General features: G+C 62.0%; 13 protein-coding genes. 3 read left to right on the plus strand and 10 right to left on the minus strand.

Going from position 1 to position 12,783, the window contains the following annotated elements; translation table 11 throughout:
- Window position 1: 1 nt before the first annotated feature.
- Window positions 2-1,012 carry an NAD-dependent epimerase/dehydratase family protein gene (locus E4634_RS00520; protein WP_135440645.1) on the plus strand — a complete coding sequence of 337 codons (1,011 nt, stop codon included), beginning with the start codon at window positions 2-4 and terminating at the stop codon, window positions 1,010-1,012.
- Here E4634_RS00520 and E4634_RS00525 read toward each other — a convergent pair.
- The 6 genes from E4634_RS00525 to E4634_RS00550 all read right to left on the minus strand — a co-directional run bounded on the left by E4634_RS00525 (window position 1,009) and on the right by E4634_RS00550 (window position 5,405).
- Window positions 1,009-1,851, minus strand: a complete 843-nt coding sequence (locus E4634_RS00525; RefSeq protein WP_135440646.1) for a hypothetical protein — start codon at window positions 1,849-1,851, stop codon at window positions 1,009-1,011. The two genes, E4634_RS00520 and E4634_RS00525, sit on opposite strands and share 4 nt — an antisense overlap.
- A 133-nt stretch (window positions 1,852-1,984) precedes the next feature.
- Window positions 1,985-2,503: a GNAT family N-acetyltransferase gene (locus tag E4634_RS00530; RefSeq protein ID WP_135440647.1), complete on the minus strand. Its 519-nt coding sequence runs from the start codon at window positions 2,501-2,503 to the stop codon at window positions 1,985-1,987.
- Window positions 2,504-2,656: 153 nt separating this feature from the next.
- Window positions 2,657-3,055: a GFA family protein gene (locus tag E4634_RS00535; RefSeq protein ID WP_135440648.1), complete on the minus strand. Its 399-nt coding sequence runs from the start codon at window positions 3,053-3,055 to the stop codon at window positions 2,657-2,659.
- Between the two features lie 125 nt (window positions 3,056-3,180).
- Window positions 3,181-4,014 (minus strand): hypothetical protein, encoded by an 834-nt coding sequence (locus E4634_RS00540; RefSeq protein ID WP_135440649.1) that lies wholly within the window; start codon window positions 4,012-4,014, stop codon window positions 3,181-3,183.
- Between the two features lie 85 nt (window positions 4,015-4,099).
- Window positions 4,100-4,555 carry a hypothetical protein gene (locus E4634_RS00545; protein WP_135440650.1) on the minus strand — a complete coding sequence of 152 codons (456 nt, stop codon included), beginning with the start codon at window positions 4,553-4,555 and terminating at the stop codon, window positions 4,100-4,102.
- A 166-nt stretch (window positions 4,556-4,721) separates the two neighbouring features.
- Window positions 4,722-5,405 carry a class I SAM-dependent methyltransferase gene (locus E4634_RS00550; protein ID WP_135440651.1) on the minus strand — a complete coding sequence of 228 codons (684 nt, stop codon included), beginning with the start codon at window positions 5,403-5,405 and terminating at the stop codon, window positions 4,722-4,724.
- Between the two features lie 101 nt (window positions 5,406-5,506).
- On the opposite strand from E4634_RS00550, the gene E4634_RS00555 reads away from it, so the two are divergent.
- Window positions 5,507-6,169: a pseudouridine synthase gene (locus E4634_RS00555; protein ID WP_135440652.1), complete on the plus strand. Its 663-nt coding sequence runs from the start codon at window positions 5,507-5,509 to the stop codon at window positions 6,167-6,169.
- A 24-nt stretch (window positions 6,170-6,193) separates the two neighbouring features.
- Here E4634_RS00555 and E4634_RS00560 read toward each other — a convergent pair whose 3' ends face one another.
- Both E4634_RS00560 and cueR read right to left on the minus strand, forming a co-directional pair.
- Window positions 6,194-7,462: a permease gene (locus E4634_RS00560; protein ID WP_135440653.1), complete on the minus strand. Its 1,269-nt coding sequence runs from the start codon at window positions 7,460-7,462 to the stop codon at window positions 6,194-6,196.
- Complete coding sequence (gene cueR, locus E4634_RS00565; protein ID WP_135440654.1) at window positions 7,459-7,863, minus strand: Cu(I)-responsive transcriptional regulator; 405 nt, start codon at window positions 7,861-7,863, stop codon at window positions 7,459-7,461. The genes E4634_RS00560 and cueR overlap by 4 nt, the downstream gene beginning before the upstream one ends.
- Window positions 7,864-8,055: 192 nt before the next feature.
- Here cueR and E4634_RS00570 point away from each other — a divergent pair, with 192 nt between their 5' ends.
- A complete protein-coding gene (locus E4634_RS00570) occupies window positions 8,056-9,378 on the plus strand; it encodes an aminotransferase (RefSeq protein WP_135440655.1) in 1,323 nt (440 codons plus the stop codon).
- An 11-nt stretch (window positions 9,379-9,389) separates the two neighbouring features.
- On the opposite strand, the gene E4634_RS00575 is transcribed toward E4634_RS00570, so the two are convergent.
- Entirely contained in the window at window positions 9,390-10,883 is a 1,494-nt protein-coding gene (locus tag E4634_RS00575; protein WP_135440656.1) for a hypothetical protein, read from the minus strand.
- A gap of 67 nt (window positions 10,884-10,950) precedes the next feature.
- Window positions 10,951-12,456 carry a hypothetical protein gene (locus tag E4634_RS00580; protein WP_135440657.1) on the minus strand — a complete coding sequence of 502 codons (1,506 nt, stop codon included), beginning with the start codon at window positions 12,454-12,456 and terminating at the stop codon, window positions 10,951-10,953.
- Window positions 12,457-12,783 lie beyond the last annotated feature (327 nt).

Here is a 12,783-nt window from a genome sequence, read left to right on the forward strand (position 1 = left end):
CATGCAGGACTACAAGAACAAGCCGGTGCTGGTCGCCGGCGCCAGCGGTTTTGTTGGCAGTCATATCGCCCGCCAACTCGCCGAACAGGGCCGCCAGGTGCGCGTCCTGGTGCGCAAGACGAGCAAGATAGCGGCCCTCGAGGGCCTCCCGGTGGAAATTCACTACGGCGACGTCCTCGAGCCTGACACCATCCGCGCGGCCATGGACGGTTGTGGCAGCGTGTTCTACAGCGTGCTGGACCCGCGCTTCTGGCTCACCGACACCAGCATCCTGTATCGCAACAACGTCGACGGGCTGGTCAACGCCATGGACGTGGCGCTGGAGCTGGGCGTCGAGCGCTTCGTCTTCACCAGCACCATGGGCACCCTGGGCATCAACCCCGATGGCCCGGTGACCGAGGATATCCCCTTCAACTGGCTGGACCGCGCACCCGCCTACATCCGGGCGCGGCGCGAAGCCGAGCTGCAACTCCTGAAATACGCCAGGGAAAAAGGCCTGCCGGGGGTTGCCCTGTGCATCGCCAATACCTACGGCCCCGAGGACTACCAGCCGACACCCCACGGCGCGATGCTGTGGGACGTGGCGCGCGGCAAGTCAAAGCACTATATAGAGACCGGCGCCCCGACGGTGGATATCCGCGACGCGGCGCAGGCCTGCCTGCTGGCCGAGGAAAAAGGGCGAATCGGCGAGCGCTACATCATCGCCAACGAATTCGTCAGCAACCGCGACTTCTACGCCATGGCCGCGGCAGAAACCGGCCAGGAACCACCCAAGGGTATCTCCATCAAGCTGGCCTACGCGGTGGCCTGGGTGGCCGAGCGCGTACTGAAGCTGATGGGCAAGAAAGACTTCCTGCTGCGAACCGACGCCGTCTACCTGTCCAACGTATTCCGCGAGATGGACCACGGCAAGGCGAGCCGGGAACTGGGCTGGGAACCGCGCCCCCTGCGCGAAACCGTCCGCGATGCGATCGCCTGGTACGCGGAGCAGGAGCGCAAGGCCGGAAGCTAGAAACGGAAGATGAAGCCCAGCACCGGGCCGCTCTCTTCCACATCGTAATCGTAGGGCTTACTCGCGCTGTCGTTGGCGTAGTCGATATCCAGGTGACGGTAACCGAACTCCACTGCACCCCAGTCGGCCACCCGGTAGTCGAGCAAGGCCTCCAGTAGCCAGAAGCCGTTGTCACTGTCCGCGTAGCCGTAGTCGCCGCGCATGCGCAAACGCCACTTCTCACCGACCTGGGCGAGCAGGCGTCCGCCGACGAAGGGCGTGTACCAGTCGTCGCCGATCTGGCGAAACGCCCCCTCCGACTCGAAGGTCTCATCCGGCGTAATCACCGTGATGTCGCGCAGTTTCAGCTTGAGGTCGATATCGAACCAGCGTACGCCCGCGGCCACCTGCCAAAGCGCGGTCGGGTAGACGGCGAGGTCGTAGGCGCCACCGACATCGATGTAGGTCTGCTCCTGGTCGATTTTCACCCGCGCGTCGGCCGCAACCGGAATCGTCGAGCCGTCCTCCGGCACGGTGTAGTCGAACTCACCCGCAGTGCGTCCGCCCGCCTTGATCCGGTTGAACTCGTAGCTGGTAAACAGGGTCCAGCGGTTGTACCGGGCAGTGCCTGAGACCATCGCCGCCGCATCGAGGATGTCGGCGAGGTCGTCCCAGAAGTCGAGGTCGATATCGGCGCCGCCACTTTCGCCTTCGACACTCTTCGCCCAGGCGTAGGGCGTGACCTCAAACTGCCAGGCCGGCGTGGGTTGCGGCAGCGGCGCGGCGTGTAATGGCGCGGTAAATGCGGCCAGACAGGAGGTGAAAAGCGGTACCGCGAAAAATCGGATTGAGAGGGTCATGGCCTGCGCGTCTCCCTGTGCAGCTATGGCCGGAGAGTATAGTTGCCACTACACCATCACGCCTGTCTTTCACCGGTATATCCCGTCCAGCGCCGCCGGGCCCCGCACAGCGCCCTGTTCCTGCAAACAGCAGTCATCCGGCGCGCACCATGGCAATGCGATCGTCAGGTTCAGGAAGGGCCGCGCGCTGTTTGTCGAGTATTTCCCGGAGTTCGGGTCCGCAGTCTGGTTCCGGAACGATGACGAAGCCGTGCCGCTCGTAGAAGGGCCTGTTCCACGGCACCGAGGAGTAAGTGGTGAGCCAGAGCGATCGACCGGCGCTCCACGCGATAACCATCTGCAAAAGCCCGGCTCCCACCCCTCGCCGCATGCAGGCGGGAAGCACGGAGAGTTGGTCCAGGTAAGGCTGGTCATCAACCATGCCGGCTGCGGTGAAGCCAATCGGCTGGCCCTTGGGATCACACGCCAGGTAGACATCGCCCCGCTCAATAGCTGCGGCCCAGCGCTGGGCTTCAGCCACCACGAACGGGTGGTCGTGATCGAAGCTCATGCTGATACCCGCCTGCGCATATAAGCTGCTCGATGCGTCATCGATAGCTATGAGCGCTTCCAGTTCACCAGGGCCGGCTGTGCGCACACTGAATCGTTCCACGAATCCAAGTCCGATATGGTTAGGTTTACAGGCGCCATGCCCCACGACATTCCCGCGAGGGATTAAGGAGGATGCCCGGCGTGGTCGGGCGCTGCCACAGGCATCTGGCCCAGAATCGAGAGTCCAGCTCAGGCCCTACAATGAGGTGCAGGCTTAATCGCAGGGGGCGAACTGCTCAAATACCTGCTGGCCGGTCAACTTCCGGGTCTCGTTGCTGAACTCGTAGAAGGCCGGTTTTTCATCAATGAATATTTCACCGGTGAGTTCAAACGCGGCATCCTGGAACAGGCCCGCCGGGAGAATGTAGTCGTCACCCGGGAGCAGATGATAGAACAGGTGTGTACCGCACTCGGGACAAAACCCGCGCTCCGCCCAGTCGGAAGACCGGTAGGCAGCGGGCTCGCCACCGGAGAAGCTGACATCGGACCCGCAGTGCACCGCAAACATCGGACCACCCGACCAGCGGCGACACATCGCGCAGTGGCAAAGCCCCACCTCCGCCGCATCCCGGGCCTCGACTTCAATCTTTCCGCAAAGACATTTACCTTTCATACAAGAAACTCACTGTAAACGGTGGAATGTAGGCGCCTAAGGTAGCAGGTGCCCGCGAATGTGCCTGTCTCGTTCACATGACCGATAGGTGCTAGCATTCCCGAGTCTCTGCTTGCTTGGCCATATCATGTTCTTTCTCTCCAAAATGAAAGACTCCTCTCTTGCCCGACACCTCTTGTCACCTCAGAAAAATCCTTTTCAACTGGCTCATCAATAGCGTCCGAAATAGTGTCATTTTTTACGTGCTTGATCAGGTACCCGGCCATGGCTCCTTCTCCCAGACGTTGAGAGTAAGTTGAGTGCAAGATAACACGCGCCACCCTTTTTGTGCCTTTAAGAAATGAATCTACAGATAGAGTTAATTCAGGATTTGACATCCAGGTTTCAGGGAGCGAAATAGATATGACTCCTTTTCTATTGCTCGGAAGCTGCTTTCTCGCCTTTTTCAGTTTATTTAGAAGCCGTTGTGCCGAGAAATCATCATGTGAAACAATCGCTTTTGATTCGACACATATGGGAACTCCATTAACGATCACCTCTATATCGTAGTCCTCGCCCTTCTCGCCTGTTTCTTTAATAAACTCAACGCTATATCCTTCGTCAAGCAACGCCGATGCAACCCAGATTTCGGTGTGCATGGCTTCAAGATCGTTTCTAGTTTTTGCTCTTTCAACCCAATCATCAAACCCATTGACCTCCCTGAGCTCGTAGCACCTATCTGCAAAATTGCAGATCACAATCTCAGCCCACAAAGAACGACCATCATCATCCTTTCTGTTAATTATTCTTTCTACGGTACCCGAGAAAATATGCCGCTCACACCATTCCACTCCAAAAATTCCAAATAGGACAGCGCGTGCTTGAGCCGATTCAACAAACCTGTCGTCATGATCTTTGAAGACGACAAGTGCTTCATCGAGCTTTTTTTCGAGTTCCTCTAATCGCTCCGAATAGTCCAAGGTCCCTCTACTCAATATCGCTTCAAGTACCGGCGGCGAATCCGCGCAGCGACTTTGACCTCCGCATGGCTTGACTTGTTACGAGTTAGTTGAATATTCCGCAATTTGAAGTTGCCACGCTCAGCCATCCACCAGAAATTGCTTCTTGTGTCTTTAGAATTGTCGACTCCCCAATCACAATAACGCATTCCCCCCGTTCCAAGGTGTACAGCTTGGTTGCATCTTTATTGGGCAATGCTCGCATCCATTGCCTAGAGTGAACTATCAGTTTGTCGCCATAGCGTATTGTATCGACTGTGGCCAACTCTCCTAGCTCTGACGAATCTCGACCTAGTAACAGTAACTGCGCATCGCTTGTTTTTTCGTTGTCCGAACTAATCTCATAGTAGACAAAACCCTGAAGGCCTCTATTGCTTGCAATGTAGGCTTCGAACAACGGTAAAACTGATTTGGGAAAGAAAAGAGTAAGACAGCCAAATAAAACCACTATGCCAGCCCCAACCTTTGCAAATGCATCGAACGTCTCAATCAATAACTCCAAGTAACGTCTCACTATCAGCTATCTCACTGTAACTAGTGCCAAAGACACGTAACAGACACAACAATAGAACAATATACGAGTTGCAGAAACTCACTACCAATGGGGTGAATAACAGCTGCCACGAAGTCGTCTGGCGATTCCCATCTCCAGGCACCGAAGCTCCCGACTAGCCGCCAGCGCGATACAAAGTCACAAAGCGAAACTCCGCCGATTCATCGAGGTCCGGCAAGGTACAACTTTCGCGCTGTTCGATTCGCCGGTAAGGCGGTCGATCGAAATTGCGGATGCGCGAATCCGCCACCAGTACCTGCCCTGCCCGCGCGGTGAAGCGCTCCAGCCAGGGCAGGTTCTCGCGGTCGTACAGCACGTCGGCGACCAGGATCAGGTCCAGGTCACCATCCACAGCCTCGAAGTCCGCGGCGAGCGTCAGGTCCACCGCATTCAACGCGGCGTTGTACGCAGTTGCCTGCAGAGCCAGGGGGTCGATGTCGCAGGCGATCACTTCGCGCGCGCCGACCAGCGCCGCGGCAATCGCGACAACGCCGGAGCCGCAGCCGAAATCCAGCACGCGCCGGCCGCGCACCGTGTCGGGATTGTCCAGCAGGTATTCGGCCAGCACCTGGCCCGAGGCCCAGCACAGCACCCAGTACAGGGGGTTGTCCATAACCCGCTGGCTGGCCTCGGCGTCCAGTACATCGCGCGGGTAGTCTTCGAGCAACAGCAGGCGCAGGTCGCCGCATTGCGGCAGGACCTGTTCGCGCAGGGTCGCGCCGGGGATGATCGCGGCGAGTTGCCGGGCCAACTGGGCGCGCAGTTGTGGGTCTGCTCCGGATATCTCGAAAGTCGTCATTACGCAGCTATCGGTAGTTTGCCTGGTCGCGACCGATTCTAGAGCCTGGAAGTACACCGGGCCAGCGCGCGGCGCCCCGGCCTTGCGCTACAATGCGCCGCATGTCGGAAGCGCCACCCTATCTCGTCCCGCACAGCCAGGAAGCCATTCGCATCCTGTATGCCGACCAGCACCTGTTGCTGGTGCGCAAGCCGCACCTGTTGCTGTCGATCCCTGGGCGCCACCCGCTCAACCGCGACTGCCTGATCTCGCGCCTGCAGCGCGACTACCCCAGCGCCAGCATCGTCCACCGGCTCGACCTCGATACCTCGGGCATCATGGTGGTGCCACTGGACAAGCCCACCCACGCCCACATCAGCAGACAGTTCCAGGCGCGCGAGGTGCGCAAGCGCTACGAGGCCATTGTCTGGGGTGAAGTGGAGAACGACGCGGGGGAAATCGAACTGCCGATCCGCTGCGACTGGGACAATCGCCCGTTGCAGATGATCGACCACGAGCGCGGCAAGCACGCCCTCACCCGCTATCAGGTGATGGAGCGGCTCGGCGATCGCACCCGCGTGCTGCTGCAACCGGTCACCGGCCGTTCGCACCAGTTGCGCATCCACCTGCGCGAGTTGGGCCACCCCATCCTCGGCTGCGATATGTACGCCCACCCCGAAGCCCTGGCCATGGCCGACCGTTTATTGCTACATGCCACGCGCCTGGAGTTCGTGCATCCGGCGACCGGCGAGTGGCTGCGCGGGGACTGCCCGGCGGAGTTCTAGGCTCGCCGCCGGGGCAAACACGGCTCAGCCGGGCGAGAACTGGTTGAGGATGAAACCGACCAGCATGACCTGCGGCACCGTTACCAGCGGCAGGAACAGCGCGATCTTCCAGGAATGGGTAGTCTCGCGCAGGGTCATGACCTCGGTGTAGTCGGTAGCCACCCCCGCCATCAGGAAGGTGAACGCATTGCCCGGCGCCTGCGCGCGGTTCATCAGGTCCGCGGCGATCGGCGTCGAACCCTCCGAGCACACTTCGATAATGGTGGTCGCCAGCAGCGTCAGCCACAGGCCGGCGAAGCTCGCACCGAACCAGGTGGCGAAGTCGTCCATCGGCACCAGCGCACGAATCGCGCCGGCCAGGGCCAGGCCGAACAGCGACCAGCGGATAACCGGGCGCGAACCGGCAATGCCCTCGCGGAAAATGTCCCACGCGCCCGAGGGCGAAAAGCGCGCCGCGCCGCGCACCTCGGACCAGACCTCGCCCAGCGGGCGCTCCGCACCAAGTTGCTCGCGCGCCGGGTTCGGCGGCAGCGTACCGCGCGCCACGAGGGCGTCGAACACCAGGCCGGTGACCACGCCGATGACCGCGGAAAGCACGATGAAGGTGAACGTCCAGCCCATGCCGATCAGGCCGAACAGGATCAGTGTGAGCGAGAACGAGTTCCACGGGCTGGCCAGGAGGAACGCCATGACCTGCCCCGCACTGGCGCCGCGCTCATACAGCTTCATGCCGACTGCGAGGATGCCGTGACTGCACAGGTCGAGGAACACGCCGGCGAGGGTCGCGCGCAACAGGCCGCCGGTGCCGGCCTTGCGACCGAGCAGGCCGATCACCAGTTCGCGCGGCACGCGGCCGAGCAGACCGACAAAGAAAATGCCGATGAGCAGGCCCCACCACATGCGATTGAACAGCTCGAAAATACCGCCGGCGAACACGCCAAGCGCATTGTCGTGGGCGTGCGGCATGAACGCGCCGAGCAGGTAGCCGATGCCGACGACTGCGGCGCTGCCCCAGAGCAGGTAGTCCCGCCGCTGGGTCGGACCGCAACAGCCATCGCCGGATTCTTCGGTGTGACAGCTGGCGCCACTGGCCGGCGCCGGCGCGCAACAAGCGGCAGCCGGCGCCCCGTGACGCTGCTCCTGTGACTTCGTTTCATGACAAGCGCCAGCCTCCGCTTCTTGGGCAGTCGGCGCGCCGCTGGACGATGCGCAGCAGGTGCCGGCATCCTCCGCGGGGGGCTTCTCTCCACAACAACCGGAACCCGGTGTGGTGTTGTCGTCGGTACTATTCATCGGCTACCTCCTTTACCACAGGCGAGGTCGTCGAGGATCGCGCACTCCGGGCCCTCGTCGCCCCGGCAGCGCCTGGCCATGGTCTCCAGCGTCTCACGCATCGCCACCAGTTCATCGATGCGTTGCTGCAACTTGGCGCTCTTTTCCAGCACCAGTTGGCGCGCGTGGCGACTCTCGCGACCGCTGTCGCGCTGCAGGGCCAGCAGCTGCCGGCATTCTTCCAGGTCGAAACCGACGTTGCGCGCGCGGGCCAGGAAACACATCTCGTCGAGTTGGGACGGGTCGTATTGCCGATAGCCGTTGTCCGCGCGGCGTGCGGGCGCGATCAGGCCGATATCCTCGTAATAACGGATGGTCTTGCTGCTCAGCCCGCTGCGGCGGGCCGCTTCGGAAATATTCATCGCGGGCTCCCGGTCATCTACTGACCAATCTAAACCTTCCCGTCGCTGGAAGGTCAAGCTACCATCCAGATAACCGCCCGCCCTGAACGGCAACGCGCGTCCACCCCCGGCGGGGTATCCCCTGGTGTCGCGTTGCGTTGCAAGATGGCGGCCTCAACCATAGCCCCGGCCCCTGCGACGAGGAGAAGCCCAATGTCCGCCGTCATCTACCCGACCACCAATCTCGCTGCCACCGAACAGCTGAGTTTCGCCCGCGGCGAAGGCGTGTACGTCTACGACCAGCAGGGCAAACAGTATCTCGAGGGTATGGCAGGGCTGTGGTGCACCGGCCTGGGGTATGGCAACCAGGAGCTGATCGAGACCATCGAGCAACAACTGCAGACGCTGTCGTTCAGCCACACCTTTGGCGGCAAGACCCACCAGCCGGTGATCGACCTCGCCGACAAGCTCGCGGCGATGGTGCCGGTGAAGGACGCCATGGTGTTCTTCGGCAACTCCGGCTCGGACGCCAACGACACGCATATCAAACTGCTGCGCTACCACGCGGACATCACTGGTAACACCGGGCGCTACAAGATTATCACTCGCGAGCGCGCCTACCACGGGGTGACCGTCGCGGCGGGTGCGCTCACCAGCCTGCCGGCCAACCTCGCGCATTTCCAGGCGCCGATCGAGGCGCTGGGCATCCTGCGTACCGACCACCCCCACTACTACCGCGGCGCGCTGCCGGGTGAATCAGAGGCAGACTTCGTCGCCCGCATTACCGGCAACCTCGAACAACTCATTCTCGCCGAAGGGCCCGAGACCATTGCCGCGTTCATCGCCGAGCCGATCACCGGGGCCAGCGGCGTCATCGTGCCGCCCGCGGGCTACTACCCGGCGGTACAGGCAATTCTCGACAAGTACGGCATCCTGTTCTGGGCCGACGAGGTGATTACCGGTTTCGGCCGCACCGGCGACGTCTTCGGCTGCGACAGCATGCAGATCAAGCAACCCGCAATGATGACCTTCGCCAAGCAGCTGTCATCCGCCTACTACCCGATCAGCGCCGCCGTGATCAGCGGCGAGCTCTACGAACCGATGGTCGCCGCCAGTGCCGAGGTCGGCATCTTCGGCCACGGCTATACCTACTCCGGACACCCGGTGGCCTGTGCCGCCGCCCTGAAAACCCTGGAGATCTACGAGCGCGATGGCCTCTACTCGCACGCGGCAGAGGTCGGCGACTACCTGGAGGCCCGCCTGCAGGAACTGACGGCGATCGAACAGGTAGGCGAGGTGCGCGGGCGCGGCCTGATCGGCGCAGTGGAACTGGTCGAGGACCGCGCCAGCAAGACGCCGGCCAGCGACCTTGCCAAACGCGCCACCCAGGCGGCCCAGGACAATGGGCTGATCGTGCGCAACGTCGCCGGCAATGCGCTGGCGGTCTGCCCGCCGCTGGTCATTACCCGCGCCCAGGTGGACGAACTGGTCGACAAACTGGGCAACGCCATCGAACAGGCACTGGCGGCGCGCTGAGCGCCGCCGGCCTACTCGTAGACCAGCAGCACCGGCGGCACGATTTCCGAGAGCGCCGGGCCGACGCCTGACTGCGAATCCACATAGAAGCGGATGACGGGATAGATATCGTCGTCATCCTCCACGCCGATAGGCTGGCCCTGCGACGGGTACGGCACCTCGATACAGAAGCCCGCCTCCAACTCGTCGATGGCACAGTCGCGCGCGATGCGAAACACATAGAAATCGTCGAAGTCGCCGATCTCCAGGCCACCGGCGAAGGCCTGCGCATAAAACGCTGCACTGCCTATGCTGTCGCTGTCATCGATGCTGCTGACCCCCCCGGCAATCTGTACAAAGTACACCGCGTGATTGGTGTACAGCGCCTTGCCGGTGCGCTGGTGGTTCACACCGGCGATATACCAGAAATTGCCAGCGTCGGAGGTCATATTGAGTATTGTGGGAAACGTATTGAAGCGATAGTACAGCGCGTCCTGGTTGTCGTAGGCACAGGGCAGGTAGTCCCTCAGGCAGTCCCAGCCCTCCCCGGCATAACCGGTACCGGTTGCGAACGTCCGCGGTGCCGAGGGCGCGTGGCGGCGGCGCAATGCGGTGGCCAGGTTGGCCAGTCGCGCCTCGACACCGGGCAGCAGCTCGTACTCGCTGCGGCCGGTGATACGGCTCGCGTAGGGCTGCAAGGGATACGGGGTGAATCCCCCTGTGTCGAGCGCCACCCGGTACACGGCGACCGGGCTGGCGGCATACCAGTCCTCGACCGCCTGCGGGTCGGCTGGCAGGGAGAAGCGCCCCAGCAACGCGAATTCGTCAGCGTCGCGCGAATACCCGGCGTACAACGGCAAGGTGGCATCACCGACCGGCACGGACAGGATATTGGTCGCGGAGGCCGGCAGGCCGCTGGCCTCAAGCAGCTCGACCAGGCCGGTAGCGACACTCTGGTTGGCGGTCATCACCAGTGCAGAGAGTCGTTCGAAGGGATAGGCCGAACCGGGCACCTCCCCCGGACCGGGATGAGCGTTGAAGCGCAGCTGGTTCAGGCTGTCGCCAAAGGACGCGGTGACCAGCGGACGCCGCGTCGACCAGAATGGCGCGTCGGGCAGCCGGCGGTTGTGCACATAGGGCGTGAAGCCCATGTACTGCATTTCAGGCGGCGTCTGCAGCAGCACCACCACCCCCTCGTCCTCTCCCAGCATGAAACCACCGGCGTAGCGCCGCAGCTCCGGAAAACGCGGCCGGAATTCGGCATAGGAGTAGACCGTCAGCGGGTTATTGCCGAAACAGAAAGACTGGTCCTCGAAGCACTCCTCGATGTCACCGGGGTCCCAGCTGCCGCTTTCCCAGTCAGACACCGGCGCCTGCTCAAGCGCAGCTTCGAAAGCCTGGCGCAGGTCTTCCCACGCTGCATATTGCGCGGTTGCAGGTATCGGCAGGCACAGCAGCAGCGCCAGCACGATCGGGCACAGTGAATGGAGCGGCCCGGTCGAGTGTCGTAGGCGAAAGTTATACATAGGGACGGTTCCTTTTAACATCCATGTTGAGAGGGAGTGCAGAGCTGGCCACCGGGCCGGGTCGCGACTAGCGATAAACCATGACCACCGGTGGCACCACTTCGCTGATATCCGGCCCGACTCCCGAAATTTCCTCGAGGTAAGAACGGGAAACCAAGTACAGGCTGTCGTTGTCATCGACGCCAATAGGGTCCTGGCCTGTCGGGTAAGGCACTTCCATGCAATAGCCCAGTGCCAGCTCGTCCACGTCGCAATCCCGGGCGATGCGAAACACGTAGAAATCCTCGAAATCCCCGATGGCCAGCCCCGCCGAGTACGCCTCGGCATAGTAGGCCGCGCTGCCCGCGGCAGTGCTGTCGTCGATGCTGCTGACGCCCCCGGCGAGGCGCCGGTAGTAGACCGAGTGATTGGTATAGCGGGCCTTGCCGGTGCGCCGATGGTTAACCCCGACGACGTACCAGAAATTGCCAGGGTCGGAACGCAGGCGCAGGAATTCCGGGTCGGTGATTTGCTGGATGTACAGCGCGTCCTGGTTATCGAAGGCGCAACGCAGGTACCCGGCGATACAGTCCCAGCCACGCCCTGCCCCGACCTTGCCGTCGTAGAACACGTTGGCAGTCGCTTCCGGATGACGCAGGCGTAGTGCGCTCACCAGGTCGTCCAGACGTTGCTCGATCCCCGGCAGCAGCACGTATTCGCTGACGCCGGTCTGGCGCGGTGCATAGTTTTCCAGGGGGTAGGTCGCGCTCGCAGCAGCATCATCTCCAATACGGTAGACCGCCACCGGTTTCGCTGCATTCCAGTTCTGCTGGGCGACTGGATCATCGGGAAAGGTGAACCGACCGATGAGCGAGAACTCGTCCGACTCAAAGCGATAACCGGTAAACAGGGGCAACTCGGGGGCGCCGACCGGGATCGGCAGGACGTTGACCGCCGAGGCGGGCAGGCCGCTGGCGTCGAGCACGGCCGTCAGGGTATCGGCTACTTCCCGATTGCCGGTCATGATGAACGCGGTCAGGCGGTCGAAGGGAAAGCTGCCCGCGGCCGCGCCGGACAATTGGGCCGGAGACGGTGTCGCAGGCGCAAGCGCGGCGACACCGTAGCCGGAGCCGGTGCCAGGGGCGTTCGGGTCCAGCGGATCGTTAGGGTCCAGTGCGTCATTCGGGTCCACAGGCTCATTGGGATCGGCGAGAAAGGCGCCCATACGCAGGTGGTTCACCGTGTCCGAATAGGAAGCGGCAACCAACCCCCGCCCCTGGGTGACCGGGTTGCGGCGATTGTGGACGTAGGGCGTGACACCCAGGTAGGCCATCTCGGGCGGCGTCTGCATCAGCACCACGACCGCCTCGTCATCGCCCAGCATGAAACTGTCGATGAAAGTGCTGGCGTAGCGAAATGATTCCGGGAAGCGCCACGGGAAGCTGGCATAGGAATAGGTGGTCAGCGGATTGTTGCCATAGCAGAAGGACTGCTGGATGAAACACTCCGCGAAATCCACCGCGATCCACTCACCCTCCTGCAGGGAGTAGCGCGAGCCACCGCCGAGGAGTTGGCTCTCGAAGTTCGCCTTCAAGGTCCCCCAGGCCGTAAAATCTGCCTGCGCCCGCGACACCGCGGGCAACAACGCGAGCAACGCCACCAAACACAGTACCGCTGCGGGGAACACCAAATTTTGCGCAAACCACTGCCGCATCAGACCCACCTCCCTGTCAGTCTTCATCCGGGTTTGACAGCCCATACCAACCCTGTTGACGCGCACCCCAGCGGACGCGCCAGAATCGGGAAAAGGCTGAAGAGAAACATCCGCCCGGTTCGCTGGGCCGATGCATAGTGCGCGGTCGCTTGTTGTCTCGACCGGCGTTACGGGCTTAGTTAAGACGGCCCATGCAATGAGCGCAAG

Origin of the sequence: Mangrovimicrobium sediminis (genome assembly GCF_004745945.1) — a bacterium.
Lineage (GTDB): Bacteria > Pseudomonadota > Gammaproteobacteria > Pseudomonadales > Halieaceae > Mangrovimicrobium > Mangrovimicrobium sediminis.